The organism is Streptomyces venezuelae ATCC 10712 (genome assembly GCF_008639165.1).
Taxonomy (GTDB): domain Bacteria; phylum Actinomycetota; class Actinomycetes; order Streptomycetales; family Streptomycetaceae; genus Streptomyces; species Streptomyces venezuelae.
This window is the reverse complement of sequence record NZ_CP029197.1, coordinates 1,427,242-1,452,583: the sequence shown is the minus strand read 5'-3', so window position 1 is coordinate 1,452,583 and position 25,342 is coordinate 1,427,242. Positions and strand designations below refer to the sequence as shown.

23 protein-coding genes and 1 tRNA gene are annotated in these 25,342 nt (G+C 72.3%); 13 read left to right on the top strand and 11 right to left on the bottom strand.

All coding sequences use genetic code 11. The annotated features are described in order from the left end of the window. Positions 1-44 precede the first annotated feature (44 nt). Positions 45-809 (bottom strand): glucose 1-dehydrogenase, encoded by a 765-nt coding sequence (locus tag DEJ43_RS06350; protein WP_015032490.1) that lies wholly within the window; start codon positions 807-809, stop codon positions 45-47. Next, a complete protein-coding gene (locus DEJ43_RS06345) occupies positions 806-1,459 on the bottom strand; it encodes a TetR/AcrR family transcriptional regulator (RefSeq protein ID WP_015032489.1) in 654 nt (217 codons plus the stop codon). Before DEJ43_RS06345 ends, DEJ43_RS06350 begins: the two co-directional genes overlap by 4 nt. A 106-nt stretch (positions 1,460-1,565) precedes the next feature. On the opposite strand from DEJ43_RS06345, the gene DEJ43_RS06340 reads away from it, so the two are divergent. Genes DEJ43_RS06340 through DEJ43_RS06330 form a run of 3 tightly spaced genes read left to right on the top strand, consistent with a single transcriptional unit; the run spans position 1,566 to position 7,035 of the window. Next, on the top strand, positions 1,566-3,221 hold the full coding sequence (locus tag DEJ43_RS06340; RefSeq protein WP_041662182.1) for an FAD-binding dehydrogenase: 1,656 nt from the start codon (positions 1,566-1,568) through the stop codon (positions 3,219-3,221). A 32-nt stretch (positions 3,222-3,253) separates the two neighbouring features. Then, on the top strand, positions 3,254-3,682 hold the full coding sequence (locus DEJ43_RS06335) for a hypothetical protein (protein ID WP_015032487.1): 429 nt from the start codon (positions 3,254-3,256) through the stop codon (positions 3,680-3,682). Further along, entirely contained in the window at positions 3,679-7,035 is a 3,357-nt protein-coding gene (locus DEJ43_RS06330; RefSeq protein WP_015032486.1) for a HEAT repeat domain-containing protein, read from the top strand. Before DEJ43_RS06335 ends, DEJ43_RS06330 begins: the two co-directional genes overlap by 4 nt. On the opposite strand, the gene DEJ43_RS06325 is transcribed toward DEJ43_RS06330, so the two are convergent. Genes DEJ43_RS06325 through DEJ43_RS06315 form a run of 3 tightly spaced genes read right to left on the bottom strand, consistent with a single transcriptional unit; the run spans position 7,023 to position 9,479 of the window. Then, positions 7,023-7,454, bottom strand: coding sequence for an ASCH domain-containing protein (locus tag DEJ43_RS06325; RefSeq protein ID WP_041662181.1), 432 nt, complete (start codon positions 7,452-7,454; stop codon positions 7,023-7,025). The genes DEJ43_RS06330 and DEJ43_RS06325 overlap by 13 nt on opposite strands. Before the next feature lie 53 nt (positions 7,455-7,507). Beyond that, the gene (locus DEJ43_RS06320) at positions 7,508-8,905 is read right to left on the bottom strand and encodes a GntT/GntP/DsdX family permease (RefSeq protein WP_015032484.1); all 1,398 of its coding nucleotides are present in this window, start codon (positions 8,903-8,905) and stop codon (positions 7,508-7,510) included. Between the two features lie 46 nt (positions 8,906-8,951). Continuing rightward, positions 8,952-9,479, bottom strand: a complete 528-nt coding sequence (locus DEJ43_RS06315) for a gluconokinase (protein WP_015032483.1) — start codon at positions 9,477-9,479, stop codon at positions 8,952-8,954. 147 nt (positions 9,480-9,626) lie between these two features. On the opposite strand from DEJ43_RS06315, the gene DEJ43_RS06310 reads away from it, so the two are divergent. From DEJ43_RS06310 to DEJ43_RS06295, 4 genes are all read left to right on the top strand, one after another. Continuing rightward, positions 9,627-10,328: a FadR/GntR family transcriptional regulator gene (locus DEJ43_RS06310; RefSeq protein ID WP_015032482.1), complete on the top strand. Its 702-nt coding sequence runs from the start codon at positions 9,627-9,629 to the stop codon at positions 10,326-10,328. Between the two features lie 175 nt (positions 10,329-10,503). Beyond that, the gene (locus DEJ43_RS06305) at positions 10,504-11,964 is read left to right on the top strand and encodes an amino acid permease (protein ID WP_041662180.1); all 1,461 of its coding nucleotides are present in this window, start codon (positions 10,504-10,506) and stop codon (positions 11,962-11,964) included. 123 nt (positions 11,965-12,087) lie between these two features. Next, positions 12,088-13,173: an S-(hydroxymethyl)mycothiol dehydrogenase gene (locus DEJ43_RS06300; protein WP_015032480.1), complete on the top strand. Its 1,086-nt coding sequence runs from the start codon at positions 12,088-12,090 to the stop codon at positions 13,171-13,173. Continuing rightward, positions 13,173-13,802 (top strand): MBL fold metallo-hydrolase, encoded by a 630-nt coding sequence (locus DEJ43_RS06295; protein WP_015032479.1) that lies wholly within the window; start codon positions 13,173-13,175, stop codon positions 13,800-13,802. Before DEJ43_RS06300 ends, DEJ43_RS06295 begins: the two co-directional genes overlap by 1 nt. Here DEJ43_RS06295 and DEJ43_RS06290 read toward each other — a convergent pair. Beyond that, positions 13,786-14,712 carry a pseudouridine synthase gene (locus DEJ43_RS06290; protein ID WP_015032478.1) on the bottom strand — a complete coding sequence of 309 codons (927 nt, stop codon included), beginning with the start codon at positions 14,710-14,712 and terminating at the stop codon, positions 13,786-13,788. The genes DEJ43_RS06295 and DEJ43_RS06290 overlap by 17 nt on opposite strands. 61 nt (positions 14,713-14,773) lie before the next feature. Continuing rightward, positions 14,774-14,861, bottom strand: a tRNA-Leu gene (locus tag DEJ43_RS06285). A gap of 209 nt (positions 14,862-15,070) precedes the next feature. On the opposite strand from DEJ43_RS06285, the gene DEJ43_RS06280 reads away from it, so the two are divergent. The 3 genes from DEJ43_RS06280 (at position 15,071) to DEJ43_RS06270 (ending at position 17,788) form a co-directional block, all read left to right on the top strand. Beyond that, positions 15,071-16,396, top strand: a complete 1,326-nt coding sequence (locus DEJ43_RS06280) for a M20/M25/M40 family metallo-hydrolase (protein ID WP_015032476.1) — start codon at positions 15,071-15,073, stop codon at positions 16,394-16,396. Between the two features lie 127 nt (positions 16,397-16,523). Then, positions 16,524-16,757, top strand: a complete 234-nt coding sequence (gene chpH / locus DEJ43_RS06275) for a chaplin ChpH (RefSeq protein ID WP_015032475.1) — start codon at positions 16,524-16,526, stop codon at positions 16,755-16,757. A gap of 140 nt (positions 16,758-16,897) precedes the next feature. Then, on the top strand, positions 16,898-17,788 hold the full coding sequence (locus DEJ43_RS06270) for a chaplin (protein ID WP_041662179.1): 891 nt from the start codon (positions 16,898-16,900) through the stop codon (positions 17,786-17,788). A 58-nt stretch (positions 17,789-17,846) separates the two neighbouring features. On the opposite strand, the gene DEJ43_RS06265 is transcribed toward DEJ43_RS06270, so the two are convergent. Next, entirely contained in the window at positions 17,847-18,035 is a 189-nt protein-coding gene (locus tag DEJ43_RS06265; protein ID WP_015032473.1) for a DUF5703 family protein, read from the bottom strand. A 47-nt stretch (positions 18,036-18,082) separates the two neighbouring features. On the opposite strand from DEJ43_RS06265, the gene DEJ43_RS06260 reads away from it, so the two are divergent. Continuing rightward, positions 18,083-18,772 carry a hypothetical protein gene (locus DEJ43_RS06260; protein WP_041662178.1) on the top strand — a complete coding sequence of 230 codons (690 nt, stop codon included), beginning with the start codon at positions 18,083-18,085 and terminating at the stop codon, positions 18,770-18,772. Between the two features lie 75 nt (positions 18,773-18,847). Here the strand turns inward: DEJ43_RS06260 and DEJ43_RS06255 are convergent, their stop codons facing one another. After that, on the bottom strand, positions 18,848-21,097 hold the full coding sequence (locus tag DEJ43_RS06255; RefSeq protein ID WP_015032471.1) for an ATP-dependent DNA helicase: 2,250 nt from the start codon (positions 21,095-21,097) through the stop codon (positions 18,848-18,850). After that, entirely contained in the window at positions 21,094-22,071 is a 978-nt protein-coding gene (locus DEJ43_RS06250; RefSeq protein ID WP_041662177.1) for an aldo/keto reductase, read from the bottom strand. Before DEJ43_RS06250 ends, DEJ43_RS06255 begins: the two co-directional genes overlap by 4 nt. Positions 22,072-22,201: 130 nt before the next feature. Between DEJ43_RS06250 and DEJ43_RS06245 the strand changes: the two genes are divergently transcribed. Together DEJ43_RS06245 and DEJ43_RS06240 are read left to right on the top strand one after the other, a co-directional pair. Beyond that, positions 22,202-23,251 carry an LLM class F420-dependent oxidoreductase gene (locus tag DEJ43_RS06245; protein WP_041662176.1) on the top strand — a complete coding sequence of 350 codons (1,050 nt, stop codon included), beginning with the start codon at positions 22,202-22,204 and terminating at the stop codon, positions 23,249-23,251. 214 nt (positions 23,252-23,465) lie between these two features. After that, positions 23,466-24,251: a hypothetical protein gene (locus tag DEJ43_RS06240; protein ID WP_015032468.1), complete on the top strand. Its 786-nt coding sequence runs from the start codon at positions 23,466-23,468 to the stop codon at positions 24,249-24,251. An 18-nt stretch (positions 24,252-24,269) separates the two neighbouring features. Here DEJ43_RS06240 and DEJ43_RS06235 read toward each other — a convergent pair whose 3' ends face one another. Further along, positions 24,270-25,262 carry a magnesium and cobalt transport protein CorA gene (locus DEJ43_RS06235; RefSeq protein ID WP_041663681.1) on the bottom strand — a complete coding sequence of 331 codons (993 nt, stop codon included), beginning with the start codon at positions 25,260-25,262 and terminating at the stop codon, positions 24,270-24,272. Between the last annotated feature and the right edge of the window lie 80 nt (positions 25,263-25,342).

The following is a 25,342-nucleotide window of genomic DNA, read 5'->3' as shown; positions in this document are numbered from 1 at the left end:
CATCCAAGCAAACCGCCGGGACCGCGGGGCCGCGCCGTCCGGGCTCACTGCCCCATGACGTACTGGACCGTCGGCCCGGTGGTCCAGCCGCCGTCCACCGCCAGCTCCGCGCCCGTCACGTACGAGGCGGCGTCCGACAGCAGGAAGACCACCGCGCCCGCGATCTCGTCGGCCTCGCCGACCCGGCCCATCGGCGTGTTCGGGTACCTGCCCTCGCCGCGCTCGATGCCGACGGAGGCCGTCATCGGGGTGTACGTCATGCCCGGGTGGACGGAGTTGACGCGGATCTTCGCCGTGCCGAGCTCCACCGCGCCGATCTTCGTCAGACCCCGCACCCCCCACTTGGAGGCGCCGTACCCGGCGGTCAGGGCGAGGCCCATCAGGCCCGCGGCCGAGGAGATGTTGACGATGGAGCCGCCGCCGGCCTCCTTCATCGCCGGTATCGCGGCCTTCATGCCGATGAAGACACCGGTCAGGTTGATGTCGAGGACCTTGCGGAAGTGCTCGACGGACTCGGTCTCCAGGAAGGCGCCGGTGGAGATGCCCGCGTTGTTCACCAGGCCGTGCAGTCCGCCGAACTCCGCCACGGCGTACGCGACGGCCGCCGCCCACTCCTCCTCGGAGGTCACGTCGTGGTGGAGGTAGCGCGCCCGCTCGCCGAGCGCCTCGGCGGTCGCCCCGCCCTCCTCGTCCAGGACGTCGGTGACGACGACGTTCGCGCCGGCCGCGACCGCCTGCCGGGCGGCCTCCGCGCCCAGGCCGCGGGCGCCGCCGGTGATGAGGACGGTCCTGCCGGTGAGGTCGTTCATGAAGGGTCCCTTCGGGTGTTCCGGACGCTCCGGGGCTGTGCGGCCCGGAGCAGCGCGGTGGTGGTCTCGACCAGGTCGGCGAGGAAGAGCGCCTCCCCGGTGAGGGGTTCGGTGCCGTCGAGGTACTGCCGCGCCCGGTCCGCGAGCGCCGCGCCCACCACGGTCAGCGCCAGGTCGATGCGCTCCAGGAGCAGGGGTTCGGGCAGGCCGTCGGCGGCGAGCCGGTCGGCGATCCGCTCGATCAGGCGCCAGTAGCCGGTGCCGGCGAGCGTGGGATGCGGGGTCCGGGTGCGGATTCCGCTCTCGTGGCTGAGCTGCGCGGAGATCCGCAGGCAGCGGCGGCCCCGGTCGGTGCGCAGCTCGCTCGCCTCGGCCGTGACGAGGGCCTCGACGAGGGCGTGGGTCGTGTCGGGCGCGGCCGCCAGGAGCGGGGCGAGCACGTCTTCCGTACGGGCCTGGCGGCCGGCCATCACGGCGTCGAGCAGTCCGGCACGCGAGCCGAAGTGGTACTGGACGGCCGAGGGGTTGGCCTGTCCGGCCCGGGCCACGACGTCCCGCAGCTGTGCGCCGTGGACGCCCTGGGCGGCGAAGAGCTCCTCCGCCGCGCGGATCAGTCTGTCCCGGGTCTCGGGTCCCGATGTCCTCGCCATGCATTCATATTAATGCTCGACATTAGAAAACGGGAGGGGGGTGCGGAGCACGGCGGAACCGGCGAAAAGGTTGACTCGATACATCCGTGTATCCAAGATGCGGTCCATGTCCTACGACGCTGATGTGATCGTGATCGGGGCCGGCCTCGCCGGCCTCGTCGCCACCGCCGAGCTGGTCGACGCCGGCCGCACCGTGATCCTCCTCGACCAGGAACCCGAACAGTCCATGGGCGGCCAGGCCCATTGGTCCTTCGGCGGACTCTTCCTCGTCGACTCGCCCGAGCAGCGCCGGATGCGTGTCAAGGACAGTCATGCCCTCGCGCTCCAGGACTGGTACGGCACCGCGGGCTTCGACCGGACCGAGGACCACTGGCCGAGGAAGTGGGCCGAGGCGTACGTCGACTTCGCCGCCGGAGAGAAGCGTTCCTGGCTCCACGCGCGCGGGGTCCGCTTCTTCCCCGTCGTCGGCTGGGCCGAGCGCGGCGGCTACGGCGCCATCGGGCACGGCAACTCCGTCCCCCGCTTCCACATCACCTGGGGCACCGGCCCCGGCCTCGTCGCCCCCTTCGAGCGGAAGGTCCGCGAGGGCGTCGCCCGCGGTCTCGTCCAGCTCCGCTTCCGCCACCGGGTCACCGCCCTCGGACGCACCGCCGGAGCCGTCGACACCGTCACCGGCGAGATCCTCGAACCGTCCACCGCCGAGCGGGGCACCGCGAGCAGCCGCACGGCCACCGGCGCCTTCGAACTGCGCGCCCAGGCCGTGATCGTCACCTCCGGCGGCATCGGAGGCAACCACGACCTCGTCCGCGCCCAGTGGCCCGAGCGGCTCGGCACCCCGCCCGCCCGGATGCTCTCGGGCGTGCCCGCCCACGTCGACGGCCTGATGCTCGGCGTCGCAGAGAAGGCCGGCGCCCGCCACATCAACCGGGACCGGATGTGGCACTACACCGAGGGCATCGAGAACTGGAACCCGATCTGGGCCAGGCACGGCATCCGCATCCTCCCCGGCCCCTCCAGCCTCTGGCTGGACGCGACCGGAAAGCGGCTGCCCGTCCCGCTCTTCCCCGGCTTCGACACCCTCGGCACCCTCGAACACATCATGCGGACCGGCCACGACCACACCTGGTTCGTCCTCGACAAGCGGATCATCGGCAAGGAGTTCGCCCTCTCCGGCTCCGAGCAGAACCCCGACCTCACCGGCAAGTCCGTCCGCGACGTGCTCGGCCGCGCCCGCGCCGACGTCCCCGGCCCCGTCCAGGCGTTCATGGACAAGGGCGTCGACTTCGTCGTCGAGAACGACCTGTCCGCCCTCGTCCGGGGCATGAACCGGATCACCGGCGAGGACCTGATCGACGAGACCGCGCTGCGCCGCGAGATCACCGCGCGCGACCGCGAGATCGCCAACCCCTTCACCAAGGACCTCCAGGTCACGGCGATCCGCGGCGCCCGCAAGTACCTCGGAGACAAGCTCATCCGCACCGCCTCGCCGCACCGCATCCTCGACCCCAAGGCCGGCCCGCTGATCGCCGTCCGCCTCAACATCCTCACCCGCAAGTCCCTCGGCGGCCTGGAGACCGACCTCGACTCCCGGGTCCTCACGGACGGCGGCGAACCCCTGGAGGGCCTCTACGCGGCGGGCGAGGCGGCCGGCTTCGGCGGCGGCGGCGTCCACGGCTACCGGTCCCTCGAAGGCACCTTCCTCGGCGGCTGCGTCTTCTCGGGCCGGGCGGCCGGCCGGGCGGCCGCGAAGGCGGTCGGCTGACGGAAGGCACCCCGCCGGGGCAAGATGACGCCGTGACACAACGCGTACTGCTCATGCTCGTCGGCGGGGTCGCCGCCCTCGGCGGCCTCGCGGCCTTCCTCGTCCTCCAGGGTCTGGACGCCGCGGACAAGTGGAGCAGCGTCCTGAGCCTGTTCTTCACCGTGGCGGGCTTCGCCCTGACCCTGGCCGGCCTCCTCGGCCGGCCCTCCGCGCAGTCGGCGGACCAGGCCGTGACCGGCGGATCGCTGCACCAGATCAGGAACGTGACGGGGGACGTGGTGATCAGGCCCGGCGGGAGCACGAGCGCCCCGCAGGCCCCCGCCGCTCCCTCCGCCCCCACGGCGGGCCAGGGCGGCGGGACGCAGTCGGCCCGCGGCGCCCGGACGGCGGGGGACCTGCACCAGCTCGACGGGGTGGGCGGCTCGGTCCGCGTCGAACCGCCGACGACCCCCGCGCCATGAGGGGCTTCTTCGCGCGCCGGAAGGCGGCCCAGTCGGCGTCCGGCGCCGCCGTCGAGGGCCCGCTCACCCAGATCAGCGGCGTCCGGGGCGACGTCCACGTCACGCTCGGCTCCATCCCGCCGCAGCCCGCGCCACCGGAGGTGGAGTCCGCCCGCGAGGCCTACGCCACCCGCGTGCGCCAGCGGTACGGCCGCCTCGACCTGGAGGTCCTCACCCCCCTCAGGGAGCAGGACGAGCACCCGGCCCTGCACCTCAGGGACGTCTTCGTCGCCCAGACCGTACGGTCCGACCCGCCGCCCGTCGAACTGCCCCAGGAGCTCCTGCGCCGTCTGATGGACCCGGCGGACGCCGAACTCCACGACCTGCCGCCCGGCATCGACCGGGAGACCGTCGACCGGGTCCGCCGCGCCTACCAGGAGCGGCCGCCGCTGCCGGTGCTCGACGTCCTGACCGCGCCCGGCCACGACCGCGTCGTCCTGCTCGGCCACCCGGGCTCCGGCAAGTCCAGCCTGGCCCGCTACCTGGCACTCGTCCTCACGGCCCCCGAGCCCCCGCGGGCCCTCGAAGCGCTGCACGGCACCATCCCGCTGATCGTCGAACTCCGGGAGTACGCGCAACCCGCCTGGCGCGAGCGGACCTTCGAGGACTTCCTCGCCCACCAGCACGCCACCGAGGGCCTGGGGCTGCCGCCCGGGACACTGGACGCGGTCCTGGCGGGGGACGGCCCGTACTCCGCACTCGTGATCTTCGACGGCCTGGACGAGCTCTTCGAGAAGGACGTCAGGGACGCGGTCAGCCGCCGAGTCGCGGGCTTCGCCGCCCGCCACCCGAAGGCCAGGATCGTCGTCACCTCACGCGGCTACGGCTACCAGCGGGCCGTCCTCGACGGCGCCGGTTTCGCCAACTTCATGCTCCAGGACCTCGACCGGGAGCAGATCGGCGCGTTCGCCCGCCAGTGGTTCTCGCTCGCGTACCCCGAGGAGCCCGAGCAGGCCCGGAAACTGATCGAACGCGTCACGACCGCCGTCGACGCGTCCACCTCCGTGCGGGAACTCGCGGGCAACCCGCTGATCCTCACCATCCTGGCGATCATCGGGCGCCGCCGTGAACTCCCGCGCGACCGGCGCACGGTGTACGAGCACGCCGTCGACGTCCTCGTCGAACACTGGGACCCCAGCAAGTACCTCAAGGACCGTCAGGTCGAGGAGCACCTCCCGTACCTCGGCCCCGAGGACAAACGCGAACTCCTGCGCCTCGTCGCCCGCCAGATGCAGGAGGGCCACGGCGGCATCTCCGGCAACCACATCGCGGGCCCTGACCTCCTCAGGAGCTTCGAGGAGTACGTCAGGGACCGCTACGCCCTGCCGCCGGACCGCGCGGCGACGGCGGCCCGCGTGATGCTGGACCAGTTCCGCCACCGCAACTTCATCCTCAGCCGCTACGGCGGCGAGATCTACGGCTTCGTCCACCGCACCTTCCTGGAATACCTGGCGGCGACGGACCTGGCCCACCGCTTCCACCAGGAGCGAAGCCTCTCGGAGCAGGACCTCCAGGACCTCTTCGCCACCAAGGTCCACGACCCGACGTGGCACGAGATCCTGCTGCTGCTGGTGGGGTTGCTGGACGAGCGCTTCGTGGCGGGCGTGATCGACCGGCTCCTCGCGCCGCGCGCGATCGCCGCCCCGCTGGGCTCCCGCGACGACACCGCGTTCACCGAAGTCGCCTTCGTGGCTCGCTGCCTGGCCGAGGTGCGCCGGCTGGGGGCGCTGGCCCCGCAGAGCACGGCGACGGTCGCGGCGGTGTCCCGCCTGTTCGAGTGCGCCAGGGCGTTGGGCGTGACCTTCTTCTACCCCTACGCGCACGTGGAGTCCCTGGGCCCGGCGCTGGCGGCCCTCGGCGACACCTGGACGGGCAGGGAGACGTACGCGCGCTGGTACGAACGGTGGAAGCACGGTGAGCAGTCCCCCGAGGACTGGTCCCTCGCGCTCAACGGGACGAACCAGCTCGCCACGAGCATCGAGCTGAGCCTCCGGTGGAGCCCCGGCTCGGTCCACCTCGCGGAGACCGCCCTGAACGGTGACAGCACGGTGGAGCGTCTGGGCGCCGCCCGGCTGCTCGTCCGCTCCGCGGGTCGTGAGCCGGCGACGAGGTTGCTCGTGGAGCGATTGCTCCGGGAGGAGGCGAACGTCGAGGTGCGGTCGAGGTTCCTCGGCCACCTGGCGTACCAGGAGGACGTCGACCCGGAATGGGTGGTCGGGCTCGCCGTCGAGCGGCTCGCCGACGACGAACTGCCGGTGCGAATCGCGGCATTCGAATGCCTGCGGCGGCGCCGGAGCGACAGGCCGGAGGCACGTGCCGCGATCGCCCGGCTGCTCGACGACCCCGATCCCTCCGTCCGCCGGGAGGCGGTGCGCCCGCTCGCCGCGCACGCCGAGGACGGGGCACGGGCGGCGGAGTTCCTGCGGAAGGCCCTGGCCGACCCCGATCCCGAACTCCGTGCCAGGGCCCTGACCGCCGTGGTGGCGAGGACCGGCGACGAACCGTCAGTCCGCGCGCTCGTCCAGGAGCGGATGAAGAACGACGAGAGCCCCGAGGTCGTGGCCGCGGCGATCGACGCCGTACGGGAGATCGGCTCCGACGACCCGGGCACCCACGCCCGCCTCCTGGAACTGTCCGGCCACGAGGACCCCGTGGTGCGCAGGGCCGCCCTCCGCTGTCTGGCCGAGGCCGGCGCCGGGGACGGCACGATCGTGGAGCTGCTGTCCCGCCGACTGGCGCACGACAGGTCCCACTTCGTCCGTGAGACCGCCCTGCGGCTCTTCGCCGCGCACGTCGAGGACGACGCGGCGGTCGTGGACGCCCTCCTCGACCGGGTGAGGAACGATCCGAGCCCGGCGGTCCAGAGCCGCGCCCTGACCGGGCTCGTCGAGCTGGACCACGACCTGGCCCGTGACCTGGTGGCCGACCGGGCCCGGACCCACCCCGACGAGGAGGCCCGCCACTCGTCCTTCGTCCACCTGCTGACCACGTACGGGGACAACGAGGCGGTGCGCGTGGTCCTCGACCGGGCCGTGGCGGACGAGAGCCGCGACGTACGATTCGCGGCCTTCCGCAGCCTCCTGGAGCTGCGCGGCGGCGCGGACCTCGCGGAGGTCGCGGACGTCGCCGAGGAGCGCTTCGTGAACGACCCCGACCCCGTGGTCCGGGTGGCCGCCCTCCGCATCCTGGCCGACCTCCGCCGCGACGACCCCGAGGTCCTCCCCGTCCTCCGGCGGGCCGCCGGAAGCCCGCTGCGGGAGGTCCGCGACACCGCCGCCACCCTCCTCGCCGCCCTCGCCCCTCAGCCCTCCTGAAGCCGCTCAGCCACCCGGAACCGCTCCACCACCAGCATCGTCGAGTCGTCCACCACGAAGGCCGGGTCGCCCAGTGCCTCCCGCATCTCCGCGCTGTGCCAGAAGCCTTCGTGGGCTTCCCGCCACTCCGCGACCGACAGGTACCCCTCGCCCTCGTCCAGGGCGAGCGCGAGGGGCACCTCGCCCAGCGGGAGGACCTGGACCTCGGTGACCTCCACGACCGCCACCTCGCGGCCGTCCGAGTCGATGAGCGCCGAGCGTTCGCCCGGTTCCGGCAGTTCCTCGGCCTCCACCTCGTACTCCGCGAGGAGGCCCGTCGTCGCCACCTTCTCACCGGACAGGACGGCCGCGACCAGCCGGTCCCGGAGGGGGCCGGGGAAGGCGAGCAGGAAGGGCTTGAGCGCGTGAGGGCCGGTCATGGCCGACAGTCTGTCAGCCACGACCGGCCCTCGGAGCCGTATCGGAAGCGCCGCTACAACACCAGCGACAGCAGCAGCACGAACCCGATGCCGACGACCGAGATGATCGTCTCCATCACCGACCAGGTCTTGACCGTCTGGCCGACGGTCATGCCGAAGTACTCCTTCACCAGCCAGAACCCGGCGTCGTTGACGTGGCTGAAGAAGAGCGAACCCGCACCGATGGCGAGGACGAGCAGTGCCGTGTGGCTGGTCGACATGCCCTCCGCCAGCGGCGCCACCAGGCCCGCCGCCGAGATCGTCGCGACCGTCGCGGAGCCCGTCGCCAGCCGGATCGCGACGGCGATCAGCCAGGCGAGCAGCAGGGCCGGGATGGACCAGTCCTCGGAGAACTCCAGGATCATCTGGCCGACGCCGATGTCGATCAGGGTCTGCTTGAAGCCGCCGCCCGCGCCGACGATCATCAGCACGCCCGCGATCGGGGCGAGGGACTTCTCGACGGTGGTGGAGAGCCGCTCCTTGGTGAAGCCGGCCGCGCGGCCCAGCGTGAAGAGCGCGACGAGGACGGCGGCGAGCAGCGCGATCAGCGGGGAGCCGATGACGTCGGTGACCTTCTGGACGCCGTTCTCCGGGTCGTCGACGACGATGTCGACGAGCGCCTTCACCAGCATCAGGACGACGGGGAGCAGGACGGTCGCGACGGTGACGCCGAAGCCGGGTCGCTTCTCCAGGTCCTCGGAGGGCCGCACCGGGATCATGTTCTCGGGGGCCGGGATGTCGACCCAGCGGGCCGCGTACCGGGAGAACAGCGGACCGGCGATGATCACCGTGGGTATGGCGACGACCAGACCGAGGGCGAGGGTGACGCCCAGGTTCGCGCCGACCGCGTCGATCGCGACGAGCGGCCCGGGGTGCGGCGGGATGAGGCCGTGCATCACGGAGAGGCCCGCGAGGGCGGGGATGCCGATCCGCATCAGCGAGTAGTTGCCGCGTTTGGCGACGAGCAGCACCACCGGGATCAGCAGCACGATGCCGACTTCGAAGAAGAGCGGCAGGCCGATGACCGAGGCGATGAGGACCATGGCCCAGGGCATGGCCCGGCCGCTCGCCTTCGCCAGGATCGTGTCGACGATCTGGTCGGCGCCGCCCGAGTCGGCGAGCAGCTTGCCGAGGATCGCGCCGAGGGCGATCAGCACGCCCACGCCGGCGACGGTGTTGCCGAGGCCGGTGGTGAAGGACTTGATGGTGTCCGCGAGCGGCGCACCGGCGAACGCGCCGAGCGCGAGCGATCCGATGGTCAGCGCCAGGAACGCGTGCAGCTTGAACTTGGTGATGAGCAGGACGATGACGGCGATGCCGGCGAGTACGGCGATGCCGAGCTGGGCGTTGCCTGCCGAGGTGATCGGTTCGGCGGCGTCCGCTGCCAGGATCTCGACGCTGAGACTGGTCACGGTGTGTCCTTCGTACGAGCGGGGGAACGGGGGACGGGGACTGAGATCAGCCGGCGAGGGCGCGCAGCGCGGCGGCGGCCCGGGCGGCGATCTCTTCGGGGGTGCCGGAGACGTCGACGGCGACGCCGGCCTCGTCCTCCTGCAGCGGCTGCAGGGTGGCGAACTGGGAGTCGAGGAGCGCCGTCGGCATGAAGTGGCCCTTGCGGTCCCCCATGCGGCGCTCGATCAGCTCCCGGTCGCCGGTCAGATGAAGGAAGACCACGCCGGGGGCGGCGGCGCGCAGCCGGTCCCGGTAGCTCCGCTTCAGCGCGGAGCTGCTCACCACACCGCCGAGCCCGGCCCGGTCGTGCGCCCATGCGCCGATGGCGTCGAGCCAGGGCGCGCGGTCGCTGTCGTCCAGGGGGATGCCGGCCGACATCTTGGCCACGTTGGCCGCGGGGTGGAAGTCGTCGCCCTCGGCGTAGGGGAGGCCGAGGGCTTCGGCGACCAGCGGTCCGATGGTGGTCTTGCCGGTCCCGGCGACGCCCATCACGACGACGACCGTCGTGGTCCGGGGGCGGGGGGTGGTGCTCATGGGTGGTGCCTCGCTGTCTTCTTCGACATCGATCCGTCGCGCCCATGAAACCCATTGGGTACGACGTATTCAAGAGCCTGTGACATAAAAGTAGTACTTTTAATTCCCGATGTGATCATCCCCGCGAGCCCGCATAGGCTTGCCACCATGACGACACCGGCCCAGGGGCTCCACTCGCACGTCCTGGCCACCCTGGGCCTCGCGATCACCGCGGGCGAGTACCCGCCGGGCACCGTGCTGCGCACCGACGAGCTCGCCCAGCGCTTCGACGTCTCGCGGACCGTGGTCCGCGAGGTCGTCCGGGTCCTGGAGTCCATGCACCTCGTCGAGTCCCGCCGCCGCGTCGGCGTGACCGTGCTCCCCACCGCCAGCTGGAACGTGTACGACCCCCAGGTCATCCGCTGGCGGCTGGCCGGCGCCGACCGCCCCCGCCAGCTCCGCTCGCTCACCGTGCTCCGCTCCGCCGTCGAGCCCGTCGCCGCCGGGCTCGCCGCCGTGCACGCCACGCCCGAGCAGTGCCGCGAGCTCACCGAGCAGGCCCTCGGCATGGTCGCCACCTCGCGCGGCCGCCGGCTGGAGGAGTACCTCGTCCACGACATCGCCTTCCACCGGGTCGTGCTCAACGCCTCAGGGAACGAGATGTTCGCCCGCCTCGGCGACGTCGTCGCCGAGGTCCTCACCGGCCGCACCCACCACCACGTGATGTTCGAGGACCCCGACCCGGCCGCCGTCACCCTCCACGTCCAGGTCGCCGAGGCCGTACGGGAGCGGGACGCGGCCCGCGCCGAGGAGCTGACCCGGCAGATCGCGGTCGGCGCCCTCCAGGAACTGGACGTCCTCGCCCCGTAGGGCATTACGCGCGGGTAAAGCTCTGAACTAGCTCAAATATGGGCGTTCAGTGACATGCACCACAGTCAGTTGGCGCCCCTTGCCGTGAGGATGTGCGCTGGCCGTGCCGGGGAGACCCCCCAGCCAGGTACGGCCGGGCACCGCACAGCTCCCCCTCACGAAGGCGAACAACTCCATGACTGACCGCGTCACCGCGGCCGAGCCGCTGTCCGCCGCACCGGCGAACCCGGCCGCAACCCCCCACGTCGACGCAGGCGACGCCGGATACCGCAAGGACCTCAAGTCCCGGCACATCAACATGATCGCCATCGGCGGCGCCATCGGCACCGGCCTCTTCCTGGGCGCCGGCGGCCGGATGTCCCAGGCGGGCCCCTCCCTCTTCATCGCGTACGCGGTGTGCGGCGTCTTCGCCTTCTTCGTGGTGCGGGCCCTCGGCGAGCTCGTGCTCTACCGCCCCTCCTCCGGCGCCTTCGTCTCCTACGCCCGTGAGTTCATGGGCGAGAAGGGCGCCTACACGGCCGGCTGGCTGTACTTCCTCAACTGGTCGACCACCGCCGTCGCCGACATCACCGCGGCCGCGACCTACGCCCACTTCTGGGCGATGTTCAGCGACGTCCCGCAGTGGATCCTCGCCCTGATCGCCCTCGCGGTCGTCCTCGCCGCCAACCTCATCTCCGTGAAGTACTTCGGCGAGATGGAGTTCTGGTTCGCGATCATCAAGGTCGGCGCCCTCGTCGCCTTCATGCTGATCGGCATCTTCCTCGTCGTGACGTCCCACGACGTCGGCGGCCACACCCCCGGCCTCGCCAACATCACGGACAACGGCGGCATCTTCCCCAACGGGATGATGCCGATGCTGCTCCTCATCCAGGGCGTCGTCTTCGCCTACGCCTCCGTCGAGCTCTGCGGCGTCGCCGCCGGCGAGACCGAGAACCCCGAGAAGATCATGCCGAAGGCGATCAACTCGATCATGTGGCGCGTCGGCCTCTTCTACGTCGGCTCCGTCGTCCTGCTCGCGCTGATCCTCCCGTACACCGCCTACTCCGGCGACCAGAGCCCCTTCGTCACCGTCTTCGACAAGCTGGGCATCCCCGGCGCCGCCGGCGTGATGAACCTCGTCGTGCTCACCGCCGCCCTCTCCAGCCTCAACTCGGGCCTCTACTCCACCGGCCGCATCCTGCGCTCCATGTCGCTCGCCGGCTCCGCCCCCAAGTTCACCGGCGTCATGAACAAGGGCGGCGTCCCCTACGGCGGCATCCTGCTCACCGCGGGCTTCGGCGTCCTCGGCGTCGCGCTCAACTACGTCATGCCCGGCGAGGCCTTCGAGCTGGTCCTCAACTTCGCCTCCATCGGCATCATCGGCACCTGGGCCATGATCATGGTCTGCTCGCTGCTCTTCTGGCGCAGCGCCCAGCAGGGCAAGCTCACCCGCCCCGGCTACAACCTCCCCTGGGCCCCGTACACCCAGATCGTGACCCTGGTCTTCCTGGGCTCCGTCCTCGTCCTCATGTGGATGGACGGCGGCATCGGCCGCACCACCGTCAACTGCCTCCCGCTCATCGCGGCGGCCCTCGTCGGCGGCTGGTTCCTGGTCCGCAAGCGGGTCCGCAGCACCGCCGCGGAGAACCGCGTCTGACCTCCCCCCACGGGAACCCGGCGAGACCCCCGCAGGCACGGCCTGCGGGGGTCTCGCCTTTTGTCAGGAGATAGTGGTACGCAGGAGCCTTACAAGATCCGGTCGGAGGAAGGGAAGTTCGCGATGCCACAGCACGTCCAGGGGGTCATCGCCCCCGGCAGGAACGAACCGGTACGGGTCGAGACCATCGTGATCCCCGACCCCGGCCCCGGCGAGGCCGTCGTGAAGATCCAGGCCTGCGGCGTCTGCCACACCGATCTCCACTACAAACAGGGCGCGATCAACGACGAGTTCCCCTTCCTCCTCGGCCACGAGGCCGCCGGAACCGTCGAGTCGGTCGGCGAGGGCGTCACCGACGTCGCCCCCGGCGACTTCGTGATCCTCAACTGGCGCGCGGTGTGCGGCCAGTGCCGGGCCTGTCTGCGCGGCCGCCCCTGGTACTGCTTCGACACCCACAACGCCCGGCAGAAGATGACCCTGCTCGACGGCACCGAACTCTCCCCGGCGCTCGGCATCGGCGCCTTCGCCGAGAAGACCCTGGTGGCCGCGGGCCAGTGCACCAAGGTCGACCCCGCCGTCGCCCCCGAAGTCGCGGGCCTCCTCGGCTGCGGCGTGATGGCCGGCATCGGCGCCGCGATCAACACCGGGAACGTCGGCCGCGGCGACAGCGTCGCCGTCATCGGCTGCGGCGGCGTCGGCGACGCCGCGATCGTCGGCTCCCGCCTCGCCGGAGCCGCGCGGATCATCGCCGTCGACATCGACGACCGCAAGCTGGAGACGGCGAAGACGATGGGCGCGACCCACACCGTCAACTCCCGCGCCACCGACCCCGTCGAAGCGATCCGCGAGCTCACCGGCGGATTCGGCGCCGACGTCGTCATCGAGGCCGTCGGCCGCCCCGAGACCTACCAGCAGGCCTTCTACGCCCGCGACCTCGCCGGCACCGTCGTCCTCGTCGGCGTCCCCACCCCCGAGATGAAGCTCGAACTCCCGCTCCTCGACGTCTTCGGCCGCGGCGGCGCGCTCAAGTCCTCCTGGTACGGCGACTGCCTGCCCTCCCGCGACTTCCCGATGCTGATCGACCTGCACCAGCAGGGCCGCATCGACCTCGCCGCCTTCGTCACCGAGACCATCGGCCTCGGCGACGTCGAGAAGGCCTTCGCCCGCATGCACGAGGGCGACGTCCTCCGCTCGGTGGTGGTCCTCTGATGGCCGCCCGCATCGACCACCTCGTCACCTCCGGCACCTTCAGCCTCGACGGCGGCACCTGGGACGTCGACAACAACGTCTGGATCGTCGGCGACGACACCGAGGCGATCGTCATCGACGCCGCCCACGACGCCGAGACCATCCTCGCCGCTCTCGACGGCCGCGCCCTGCGCGCCATCGTCTGCACCCACGCCCACAACGACCACGTCGACGCGGCCCCGGCGCTCGCGGCCGCCACCGGCGCCCGCATCCTGCTCCACCCCGCCGACCAGCCGCTGTGGAAGCAGACCCACCCCGACCACAGCCCCGACGGCGAACTCGCCGACGGTCAGGTCCTCACCATCGCCGGCACCGACCTCACGGTCCTGCACACCCCCGGCCACGCCCCCGGCGGCATCTGCCTGTACGCCCCCGACCTCGGCACGGTCTTCACCGGAGACACGCTCTTCCAGGGCGGCCCCGGCGCCACCGGCCGCTCCTTCTCGGACTTCCCCACGATCGTCGACTCGATCCGCGAGAAGCTCCTCACCCTGCCCCCGGAGACGGTGGTCCGCACCGGCCACGGCGACAGCACCACCATCGGCGCGGAGGCCCCGCACCTCCAGGAATGGATCAAGCGAGGCCACTGAGAGCCAGCCGGCTCTCGAAGCGCCTCGGCACGCCCGTGAACGGGTCGGTGAACTCCAGCGTCCGCGCCAGCAGTTGCAGCGGCCGTCCGAAGTCCTCCGGCCCGTCCGCACGGACCACCGGATAGATCGGATCGTGCAGGATCGGCAGCCCCAGGCCGTTCATGTGCACCCGCAGCTGATGCGTCCGCCCGGTCTCCGGCACCAGCCGGTACCGCCCGAGCCCGCCCGCCCTTCCGACCAGCTCGATCCTGCTCTCGGCGTTCGGCTCGCCCGGCAGCTCCCGGGCGGCCATCACCCCGCGCTCCTTCTCGATCCGGCTCCGCACCGTGACCGGCAGCCCCACCGCGGGGTCGTACGGCGCCACCGCCTCGTACTCCTTGCGCACCCGCCGGTCCCGGAACAGCGTCTGGTACGCCCCCCGGTCCTCCGGCCGTACGACGCAGAGCACCAGCCCCGCCGTCAACCGGTCCAGCCGGTGCGCGGGCTGGAGGTACGGCAGCCCCAGCTCCCGCCGCAGCCGGGCGAGCGCCGTCTCCGTGACGTGCCGGCCCCGCGGCATCGTGGCCAGGAAGTGCGGTTTGTCGGCGACCACGATCCGCTCGTCCCGGTGCACCACCCCGATCGGGAAGGGCACGGGCGTCTCGGCGGGGAAGTCCCGGTGGAACCAGAGGTACCGCCCCACGGCATACGGCTCGGCACCGTCGACGGGACCCTCCGTCCCCACGAAACGGCCGCTGAGCAGCATCTCCTCGATCCGCCCGGCCCCGACGGCGGCCCCGTACCGGTCGAGCAGATGATCCCGCACGGTGCCCCAGACCCCTCCGGGGTCCTCCGGCAGCCGCACCCGCACCGGATCGATCCCGTCCCGCTGGGGGAGGGGCGAGGCCGGAGCCTTGGATCTGCGTCCCACCGCCGTCACACGTCCTGCCGCCGTAACAAGAAGGACCCCACAAGACTGTGGGGTCCTTCGCTGGTGTCCGAGGGGGGACTTGAACCCCCACGCCCGATAAAGGGCACTAGCACCTCAAGCTAGCGCGTCTGCCATTCCGCCACCCGGACAAGGTGTCTGTCTTCCCGGCCGCTGGGCCCTTCCGACGAGGAAAACCATAGCAAACATTCGGGGTGGCCGATCACCACCCCCGGTCGGCCCCCGTCATGTGACGACCGCATGTCGGCCGAGGGCCGCCCTTGGGCCGGGAGGGGGGCACGCGGGAGGATGGGACGAGCACCGAAGCAATCACGTGGGGCACGTAGTGGGAGGAAGCAGCGTGAGCGAGTCGAACACGGGCCGAAGCGTCACCGCCGAGACCGAGGTGGTGGACCTCTGTCGCGACCTCATCCGCATCGACACCAGCAACTACGGCGACCACTCCGGCCCCGGCGAGCGCGCGGCGGCCGAGTACATCGCCGAGAAGCTCGCGGAGGTCGGACTCGAGCCGAAGATCATCGAGTCGCACCAGGGGCGGGCCTCCACGGTCGCCCGCATCGAGGGCGAGGACCCGTCGCGCCCGGCCCTGCTCATCCACGGCCACACCGACGTCGTCCCGGCCAACGCCGAGGACTGGACCCACCACCCCTTCTCCGGGGAGATCGCCGACGGCTGCGTCTGGGGCCGCGGCGCCGTCGACATGAAGGACATGGACGCGATGACCCTCGCGGTCGTACGGGACCGGCTGCGCAGCGGCCGCAAGCCCCCGCGCGACATCGTCCTCGCCTTCCTCGCCGACGAGGAGGCCGGCGGCACGTACGGCGCCCGCCACCTGGTCGACAAGCACCGGGACCTCTTCGACGGGGTCAACGAGGCCATCGGCGAGGTCGGCGGCTTCTCCTTCACCGTGAACGAGAACCTCCGCCTCTACCTGGTCGAGACCGCCCAGAAGGGCATGCACTGGATGCGGCTCACCGTCGAGGGCACGGCCGGTCACGGCTCGATGACCAACGACGACAACGCCATCACCGAGCTCTGCGAGGCCGTCGGCCGGCTCGGCCGCCACCAGTGGCCGGTGCGGGTCACCAAGACCGTGCGCTCCTTCCTCGACGAGCTCTCGGGCGCGCTCGGCACCCCCCTCGACCCCGAGGACATGGACGGGACCCTCGCCAAGCTCGGCGGCATCGCCAAGATGGTCGGCGCCACCCTGCGGAACTCGGCCGCCCCGACCATGCTCGGCGCCGGCTACAAGGTGAACGTGATCCCCGGCCAGGCCACCGCCCACGTCGACGGACGCTTCCTGCCGGGATACGAGCAGGAGTTCCTCGCCGACCTCGACCGGATCCTCGGCCCGAAGGTGAAGCGCGAGGACGTGCACGGCGACAAGGCCCTGGAGACCAGCTTCGACGGCGCCCTGGTGGACGCCATGCAGCTGGCCCTGCGCGCCGAGGACCCGATCGCCCGCGCCGTGCCGTACATGCTGTCCGGCGGCACCGACGCCAAGTCCTTCGACGACCTCGGCATCCGCTGCTTCGGCTTCGCCCCGCTCCAGCTGCCGCCGGAGCTCGACTTCGCCGGGATGTTCCACGGCGTGGACGAGCGGGTGCCGGTCGACGGCCTGAAGTTCGGCGCCCGCGTCCTGGACCGTTTCATCGACGCCTGCTGAATTCGTGCACGCGTTTGCCCGTGACCGGAAAGAGTGAATGAACTCGGGGGCTCGTAGCCCCCACCATTCCCCCTCGTTACAGGTGATGCGGTCCGCGGCTGGGACCGCATTCCAACTAGGAGGAATAATGATCAAGAAGGTCGTCGCTGCTGCGGCTGCCACTGGCGGTCTCGTTCTCGCGGGTGCGGGCATGGCCGTTGCCGACGCGGGTGCCCAGGGTGCCGCCATCGGTTCCCCCGGTGTCCTCTCGGGCAATGTCGTCCAGGTGCCGGTTCACGTCCCCGTGAACGTGTGCGGCAACACGGTCTCCGTGATCGGGCTGCTGAACCCCGCCTTCGGCAACACCTGCGTCAACGCCTGACGTTGAACCTCGCCCCGTAAGGGTGTGAGCCGGTCCGGCCCCGGAGTGCGTGCCATGCACTCCGGGGCCGGTGGCCATTTCCGCCCCGGGTTTTCCACCCGGTGGCACTCTTTCGAAGCCGAGCAGGCAGGGAACAAGCTATGCGACAGGTCACGCGCAAGGGTCTCGTCACCGTTGCGGCAGCCGGAGGCGTTCTCGCCGCCGTCGGCGGCGGTTACGCGCACGCCGATTCCGGTGCGAACGGTGCGGCCATGAATTCCCCGGGCGTCGCGTCCGGCAATTCCGTCCAGGTCCCGGTGCACGCGCCGGTGAACGCCTGCGGAAACACGGTCAATGTCGTCGGACTGCTGAATCCGGCGATGGGAAACAAGTGCGCCAACACCTCCAGGCCCGGAAAGCCGGGCGGCGGTTCCTCCGCCGGTGGGCACACCAGCAACTCGCCCGGAGTCGGCTCCGGCAACACCGTCCAGGTGCCGGTCGACGTCCCGGTGAACGTGTGCGGCAACAGCGTCACGGGCATCGGCCTGGGCAACGCCGCGGCGGGCAACAGCTGCGCGAACGGCATCGAGCCGACGCACCCGGGGAACCCTGGGAACCCGGGCAACCCCGGTAACCCGGGGAACCCCGGCAACCCCGGTAACCCGGGGAACCCCGGCAACCCCGGTAACCCTGGGAACCCCGGTAACCCGGGCAACCCTGGGAACCCGGGCAACCCTGGTAATCCCGGTAACCCGGGCAACCCGGGCAACCCGGGCAATCCCGGTAACCCCGGCACCCCCGGTAACCCGGGCACCCCGGGTAACCCGGGCACCCCGGGTAACCCGGGCACCCCGGGTAACCCCGGCACCCCCAGCACCGACGACGGTGAGGGCGGGCCGAACACCCCGGGTGAGCACGGCGTCACTCCGCCCAAGGGCTACGAGGAGCTCGCCGAGACCGGCGCCGGTCCGCTCGGTGTGATCGTCCCCGCCGGGGCCGGTCTGCTGCTCGCCGGGTCGCTGATCTACCGCCGTACCCGCAGCGCCGCCTGAGCGGAGCCGCACGCACCACGCACAGGGGCCCCGCACACCGCGGGGCCCCTTCTCGTCGCTACCAGGTCGCCCGGACCTGGCGGATGATCCGCCGCTTCAGCCGCACTCTGCGGCTCCCGTCCCGGTGCAGGCTCAGACGGTCCAACTCCCAGTGTCCGTACTCGGCATGGTCGGTCAGCAGCCGCGTCGCCTCCTTGCGGGAGACACCGCGCGGCACGTACACGTCGACAAATTCGTATTCCGGCATCGCATCTATTGTGCGGGCACCGGCCCGCTACGGATAGCGTGCGTCCCATGTCTGATGCTGCGCAGCCCACCGCTGCCGAGGTACGTGCCGCCGCCGAGGCGGTCAAAGCCGCACTGGACCGTCACCTCGCGGCGGTCGAACGCCGCACGGGGGACGACGACACGGCCGTCTACGAAGCCTTCAACGCCCTCGCCGCGGCGGCCGAGGCGTACGACGAACTCCTCTACGACCGCTACGACGAGGTCACTCCCTTCGAGATCCCCGGAGCGGACGGCGCCCTGCCCCCGTACGCCGGACCTGACGAACCCCACGCCCTCAGCCTCCTGATCCGCCGCGACTACGCCGTGGCCGAACCGCAACGCCTGCTCGCCCAGGCCCGCCGCGTCGCCGAGATCGACGGCGAGGCGGACGGACCGGCCGCCAGGGCCGGAGTCTCGCCGCTCGCCGCGCTCGGGGTGCTCTTCGGCGAGTTCGAACCGGACGAGATCGCCTCCCGGCACAAGGAGTTCGGCCTGGAGGAGGGCGACTCCACGCTCTGGGTCACCGCCGCCGAGGAACTGCCGGAACCGGGGGAGTGGCTCAACGCCCCCTTCGAGCACGCCGATCCGGAGCGGATCGTCTGCCGCTTCGACGTCAGTTCGGTCTTCGACGAGGACGAGGACGAGCACGAGGACGAACACGAGGACGAGGACGAGGATCACGACGAGGAGGGCGGGGCCGACGGCTCCGACTCCTGAGGGGAGACGGCTGAGGGCCGGGACACCGCGATCGGTGTCCCGGCCCTCAGCCGTTCCGCGTCCGCCCGGGCCGGGCTACTCCTCGGGTACGGCGAGCAGCGCCTCCAGGAGCGGCCGCAGCCGCGTCGTACGCTCCGGAGCCACCCCCTCGGCCACCGCGCGCGCCAGCGCCTGGTCCACGCCGTGCACCACCGACAGATGGCGCTCCGCCCGGCCGAAGGCCGTGTACACCCACGCCCGGCTCAGGCCGCCGGCGGCGTCGCCCGGCAGCACCGCGACCACCGCGGGCCAGCGCGCCCCGGCCGCCTGGTGCGCGGTGAGCGCCCAGCCGTGCCGCAGCTCCCGCTCCACCCGCTCCTTCGGTACGAGGAGCTCCGCGTCGCCGCAGCGCAGCCGCAGCCCCTCGGCGTCGGCCGACAGGACCGTGCCCGTCACCGTCCGGCCCGGCACCGGCGCGTACGCCACCCGGTCCCCCGGGTCGAAGCCGCCGAAGCGGCCCGGGCCGGGGTTCAGCCGCTGCTTGAGGGCCGCGTTCAGCGCGCGGGTCCCCGCCGAACCGCCGTGGCCGACCGTGACGACCTGCGTCTGCTCGGACGGCACCCCGATCGCCCGCGGCACCGAGTCGGCGACCAGCTGGACGGTCCGGTGCACGGCCTCGCCCGCGTCCCGCACGGGGACGATCACGATCTCCTTGCCGGGCGCCTCGACCTGGTTCAGCTCACCGACGCCGATGCCCGAGACCAGCTCCCCGAGCGGCCCCGGGTCGGGCAGCCGCGAGGCGATCCTCGGGCACACCCGGGCCGCCAGGACATCGGCGAAGACCCGGCCCGCGCCCGGTGCGCCCAGCACCTCCGGGTCGCCGCTCAGCACCAGACGGCAGCCGTCGGGCAGCGACTCGACGAGCATCGCGGCGGTCTCCACGTCCAGCTGCGGGGCGTCGAGGACCACCAGGAGGTCGAGCGCGAAGGCACCGTCCTCGTCCCGGCCGGGACCGGCCGCGCCAGAGAGCAGGGCCGCCACCGTCACCGCGTCCGCCCCGGCGGGGCCGAGCAGACGCCGCCCGGAGTCCGCGTGGACCGCGACGAGCGTGCGCAGCCCGCGCTCGCGGCCGGCCGCGGCGAGGGCGACCGGCTCGGCGCGGGAGGCCTCGCCGCCGGTGTGCAGGACAAGACCGTGCGACCCGGCGGCGCGCTCCAGCTCGGAACCCTCCCAGGTGTCCGCGGTCGCCGTCCTGACCAGCCGGGCGAGACCGTCCGCGAGGCTCTCCTCGGCGAGCGCGTAGCGGTCGAGGCCCAGCAGCACGGGCGCGGCGGGCCCGGCGACGGCCTCGGCCGGCTCCTCGCCCTCCTCGTCCGGCGCCTCTGCCGCGGCTGCCTCCTCCACCCCCTGGTCACGGGGCGTCTCCTCCTCCTGGAAGACGAGTACGGCGCCCGCGGAGACGGCCTCCTCGACCGCCGACTCCGGATCGGGCACCGCGTGCCCGGCGAGCCCGGCGCGCACGGTGCCGATCTCCAGCGCCGTGTGTCCCTGGAGCGCGGCCCGCTCCAGGAGCCACACGGTCAGGGCGACCGTCCGGCGCGGGTCGTCGGGGCCGCAGTCGGCGCCCAGCAGGGCACGCGCGAAGCCGTCGGCCTGCTCGGGGCGCACCCCGGACACGGCGAGCAGCTGCCAGGGGTCGTCGAGCAGCGCCTGGGCGGCGCCCTCGCCGAGCGCGGCGGCGACCGGCCCGGCCAGCGCTTCGGGGGCGCCGCCCTTGGCGAGCACCTCCCGCACGGCGGCGGTGGTGCCGGGCGCCGGGGCGGCGGCCTGCGCCGGCACGGGGGGCCGTACGGTCACGGCCGGAGCCGCCTCGGGTGCGGTGCGCCGGGGCGCCGGCTCGGCGGCCTCGAAGAAGGTGCTGCCGGAGGCGGCGCCGCCCTCCACGGCCCGGACGGCCGCGAGCAGGTCGGCGGCCGTGCCGCTCAGCTTGGCGCCGGCGGCCGGCGGCCCTGCCTTCTCGGCCTTCCGCGCCTCGATCTTCGCCCGCAGCTCCCGCTGCGCGGCGAGCTCGGCCTGCGCGTCGCTCAACTCGGGCGCGGCAGCCCCGTCACCGGAGGCGGCGGCCCCGTCCTGTGCGGCGCCGGCCCCGTCCGTCGGTTCCGGCTCCTCGGCGGCGGTCCCGGCCGGCGTGCCCGGCTCCTCGGCCGGTGCGTCGGCGGTCTCGGCTTCCCGACCCGTCTCGGCGGCCTCGGGCTCCTGAGGGGCTCCAGCCTCTTCGCCCTCTTCGGCGGCGGGCTCGACGTCCTCGGGTGCCTCGGGCGCGGTCTCCCCGGAAGGCTCGGTCACAAGGTGCTCCAGTCGTGATCCGGATAGCGGTGCACGGGCGCCGACACATCGTCCAGCGCCCGACAGATCTCGTCAGGAAGACTAAGGGTCTCCACCGACAACGCGGCCGTGAGCTGGCGTGCCGTGCGCGCGCCGACGATCGGGGCGGTGACGCCGGGCCGGTCGCGGACCCAGGCGAGTGCCACGTGCAGCGGGGTCGTCGCGAGCCCGTCGGCGGCGGTCGTGACCGCGTCCACGATCCGGCTCGCGGCCTCGTCCAGATACGGCTCCACGAAGGGCGCCATGGTCTCGGACGCGCCCCGCGAGTCCGTCGGGGTACCGCTGCGGTACTTGCCGGTGAGGACGCCGCGCCCGAGCGGCGAGGAGGGCAGCAGGCCTATCCCGAGGTCCTGCGCCGCCGGCAGCACCTCGCGCTCCACACCGCGCTGGAGCAGCGAGTACTCCAGCTGCGCCCCCGCCAGCCGGGTGCGGTCGCCGGCGAGTTGCCAGGTGCCGGCCTTGGCGAGCTGCCAGCCGCAGAAGTTGGCCACGCCCGCGTACCGCGCGCGCCCGCTGCGTACCGCGATGTCGAGCGCCTGGAGCGACTCCTCGAGGGGGGTGTACGGGTCGAAGGCGTGCAGCTGCCACAGGTCGACGTGGTCCGTGCCGAGCCGGGCGAGGGAGGCGTCGAGCGCGGCGAGGAGGTGTCCGCGCGAGCCGTCCGTGCGCCGGTCGGGGTCCGGCACGCTGCCCGCCTTGGTGGACAGGACGAGGTCCTGCCGGGACACCAGCCGCTCCATGAGGCGGCCGAGCAGATACTCCGCCTCGCCCCCGCCGTACACGTCGGCGGTGTCCACGAGCGTGCCGCCCGCGTCCCAGAACGCCTTCAACTGCTCGGCGGCGTCGTGCTCGTCGGTGTCCCGGCCCCAGGTGAGGGTGCCGAGTCCGAGGCGCGACACACGCAGGCCGGTCCGTCCGAGATGCCTCTGCTCCATGGGCGCGAGATTACTGGCCACGGCACCACGCGGAGAGAGCCTGTGGACAACCGCGTCCTGACGGATGCCCCGGGCGCGCGCTAGAGTCCCGCCCACAGAGACGTTACCGATGGGTAAGGGGTGCGTGGACATGCGGCTCGGCATCAACCTCGGCTACTGGGGTGCGGGCATGGACGGCGACAACCTCGCCGTCGCCCAGGAGGCGGACCGCCTCGGCTACGACGTGTGCTGGGCCGCGGAGGCCTACGGTTCCGACGCCCCCACGGTCCTCGCCTGGGTCGCGGCGAAGACCGAACGGATCGACGTGGGCTCCGCGATCATGCAGATCCCGGCCCGCCAGCCGGCGATGACGGCCATGACCGCCGCCACCCTCGACTCGCTGACCGGCGGCCGCTTCCGCCTCGGCCTCGGCGTCTCCGGGCCGCAGGTCTCCGAGGGCTGGTACGGCGTGAAGTTCGACAAGCCGCTCGCCCGGACCCGCGAGTACGTCGAGATCGTCCGCAAGGCCATGTCCCGGGAGCGCCTCACCCACGACGGCGAGCACTGGACCCTGCCGCTCCCCGGCGGCCCCGGCAAGCCCATCAAGCTCACCGTCCACCCGGAGCGCGAGCACATCCCGCTCTACATCGCGGCGATCGGACCCAAGAACCTGGAGCAGACCGGCGAGATCGCCGACGGCGCCCTGCTCATCTTCCCCTCGGCCGCCCACCTGGAGGAGACCGCGCTGCGGCACATCCGCGCCGGCCGGGAGAAGGCCGGCCTGACGATGGACGGCTTCGACGTCTGTCCCACCGTGCCCCTCGCCCTCGGCGACGACGTCGACGCCCTCGCCGACGTGTTCCGGCCGTACACCGCGCTGTACGTCGGCGGCATGGGCAGCCGCAAGCAGAACTTCTACAACCAGCTCGCCCAGCGCATGGGGTACGAGAAGGAGGCCGCCGAGATCCAGGACAAGTACCTGGCCGGCGACAAGGCGGGCGCGGCGGCGGCCGTGCCGCAGAGCCTGATCGACCAGACGGCGCTGCTCGGCCCCGTGGAGCGGATCGCCGAGCGGATGACGGCCTACGCGGAGGCCGGGGTCACCACCCTCACCCTCGCCCCGGCCGGCTTCACCCTGGACGAGCGGGTGGCGGCCCTGCGGGCGGGCGTGGAGGCCATGGAGCGTGCGGGCCTGGCGTAGCTCGCGGCCCTGACGGCGTCGAGGAGAGGTCTGCGGCCGTGGTGGGGGCTCGGGGGTCTTCCCCGCCACGGCCGTCACGCTGCACAACGCCTCCGGCAGGCCCTCGGTTACGCCCTCCGGCTCACTCTTTCGGCCGAGCCGTCCGCCCTTCCTGTTGCCCCGCGCCCCGGACCGCATTTGACTCGGTGCGCGGGGGCGTACGGAGGTGGCGGCGATGCTCACGGCCAAGGGCCTGTTCCAGGAAATCATCGACAACGACGAGTCCTTCCGGCTCTTCTGCTCGATCGCGGCGAGCGGAGAGTCCCAGGGCGGCTGGGAGAACGCGCGGATCGCGGCGCTCGTCGCGCCCGGCATGCGGGACCTCACGCCCAAGATCACCCGGCACGGCGCCGACGAGGACAAGCACGGCCGGATCTTCAACGCGCTGATGAAGAAGCGCGGCCTGGAGCCCGTGCCCGTGCCGCCCGACACCGACTACACGATGCTGCTCGAACAGCGCGGCATCGGCCTCGCGCACGACAAGCTGCGCCGCGACGAGCCGCTGACCGAGCGGGACATCATCGTCTACCTCGCCCACAGCCGGGTCACCGAGCAGCGGGCCGCCGACCAGATGGACATGCTCGTCACGTACTTCGGGGACCACCCCGAACTCGGCAAGGCCATCCACATGATCGACAACGACGAGACGAACCACCTCGCCTACTGCCACGAGGAGCTGCTCCGCCTCGCGCGGCTCGGCCACGGCCGGCTGATCCAGCGGACCCTCCGCGAGTCGGCCCTCGTCGAGATCCAGGTCTACCGCGACGTCAGCCTCGCCGTGATGGGCCACATGGGACGCATCCTGCGCTGGCCCCGGGCCAAGGGAGCCGTCCTCGCCGCCGGGATCCGCGGGATGTACGCGTACGAGCGCGCCGCCGGCTGGCACCGGATGGTCGACCTGAAGATGCCCGAGCGGCTCGACGCCCTCGGCGGACCCGCGACCCCCGCCCCGGCCTTCTGACCGGCCCGGGGGCGGGCCTCACATCCAGCCGCGCCGCTTGAACATCCGGTACAGGGTCATGACGATGCCCGCCATCACCACGATCACCACCGGGTACGAGGCCACCCAGTGCAACTCCGGCATGTGCTCGAAGTTCATGCCGTAGACGCCGGCGACCATCGTGGGCACCGCGGCCATGGCCGCCCACGCCGAGATCTTCCGCATGTCGTCGTTCTGCCGGACCCCCATCTGCGCCAGATGGGCCGACAGCACGTCGGACAGGAGCCGGTCGAGCCCCTCCACCTGATCGTTGGCGCGCAGCAGATGATCGTTGACGTCCCGGAAGAAGGGCTGCGAGCGTTCGTTCACGAACGGCACCGAACCGCCGGTGAGCCGGGCCAGCGGCCCGGCGAGCGGCCCGCTCGCCCGGCGGAACTCCAGGACCTGCCGCTTCGCCGTGTAGATCCGCTCCGCCGTGTTCGACGGATTGCCCCCGGTGGGCGCGAAGACGTCCGCCTCCAGCTCCTCCAGGTCCACCTGGAGCTCGCCCGCCACATCGAGGTAATGGTCCACGACCGCGTCGCTCACCGCGTACAGCACCGCCGTCGGCCCGTGCTTGAGCACCTCCGGGTCGGCTTCGAGGCGCCGGCGCACCTGCGCGAGCGGCGCGCCCTCGCCGTGCCGGACCGTGACCACGAAGGAGTCGCCGATGAACAGCATCAGCTCGCCGGAGGTGACCCGGTCGCTCTCCGGCTCGTAGACCACCGGCTTGAGCACCGCGAACAGCGAGTCGTCGTAGACCTCCAGCTTGGGGCGCTGATGGGCCTTGAGGGCGTCCTCGACGGCCAGCGGGTGCAGCGCGAACTCCGAGGCCACGTGGTCGAACTCGGCCTCCGTGGGCTCGTGCAGGCCCACCCAGAGGAAGGCGTCACCGGCCGCCCGCGCCTCGTCCAGCGCGTCGGAGAGGTCGGCGGGTCCGTCCGTACGGCGGCCGTCCCGATAGATGGCAGAGTCCACGATCACGCGCCGTATTCTCCATCGAACGGCCCCGGTACGCACGCGTGGAGCCGTCGGGCGGCCACCGGCCCCCGAAACCGCGGCACATTCCGGGT

Bases quoted from the DNA above. Each gene is read 5' to 3' on its own strand.
- DEJ43_RS06350 (WP_015032490.1), bottom strand. From the start codon at position 809: ATGAACGACCTCACCGGCAGGACCGTCCTCATCACCGGCGGCGCCCGC.
- DEJ43_RS06345 (WP_015032489.1), bottom strand. From the start codon at position 1,459: ATGGCGAGGACATCGGGACCCGAGACCCGGGACAGACTGATCCGCGCG.
- DEJ43_RS06340 (WP_041662182.1), top strand. From the start codon at position 1,566: ATGTCCTACGACGCTGATGTGATCGTGATCGGGGCCGGCCTCGCCGGC.
- DEJ43_RS06330 (WP_015032486.1), top strand. From the start codon at position 3,679: ATGAGGGGCTTCTTCGCGCGCCGGAAGGCGGCCCAGTCGGCGTCCGGC.
- DEJ43_RS06325 (WP_041662181.1), bottom strand. From the start codon at position 7,454: ATGACCGGCCCTCACGCGCTCAAGCCCTTCCTGCTCGCCTTCCCCGGC.
- DEJ43_RS06315 (WP_015032483.1), bottom strand. From the start codon at position 9,479: ATGAGCACCACCCCCCGCCCCCGGACCACGACGGTCGTCGTCGTGATG.
- DEJ43_RS06310 (WP_015032482.1), top strand. From the start codon at position 9,627: ATGACGACACCGGCCCAGGGGCTCCACTCGCACGTCCTGGCCACCCTG.
- DEJ43_RS06305 (WP_041662180.1), top strand. From the start codon at position 10,504: ATGACTGACCGCGTCACCGCGGCCGAGCCGCTGTCCGCCGCACCGGCG.
- DEJ43_RS06300 (WP_015032480.1), top strand. From the start codon at position 12,088: ATGCCACAGCACGTCCAGGGGGTCATCGCCCCCGGCAGGAACGAACCG.
- DEJ43_RS06295 (WP_015032479.1), top strand. From the start codon at position 13,173: ATGGCCGCCCGCATCGACCACCTCGTCACCTCCGGCACCTTCAGCCTC.
- chpH (WP_015032475.1), top strand. From the start codon at position 16,524: ATGATCAAGAAGGTCGTCGCTGCTGCGGCTGCCACTGGCGGTCTCGTT.
- DEJ43_RS06270 (WP_041662179.1), top strand. From the start codon at position 16,898: ATGCGACAGGTCACGCGCAAGGGTCTCGTCACCGTTGCGGCAGCCGGA.
- DEJ43_RS06265 (WP_015032473.1), bottom strand. From the start codon at position 18,035: ATGCCGGAATACGAATTTGTCGACGTGTACGTGCCGCGCGGTGTCTCC.
- DEJ43_RS06260 (WP_041662178.1), top strand. From the start codon at position 18,083: ATGTCTGATGCTGCGCAGCCCACCGCTGCCGAGGTACGTGCCGCCGCC.
- DEJ43_RS06250 (WP_041662177.1), bottom strand. From the start codon at position 22,071: ATGGAGCAGAGGCATCTCGGACGGACCGGCCTGCGTGTGTCGCGCCTC.
- DEJ43_RS06245 (WP_041662176.1), top strand. From the start codon at position 22,202: ATGCGGCTCGGCATCAACCTCGGCTACTGGGGTGCGGGCATGGACGGC.
- DEJ43_RS06240 (WP_015032468.1), top strand. From the start codon at position 23,466: ATGCTCACGGCCAAGGGCCTGTTCCAGGAAATCATCGACAACGACGAG.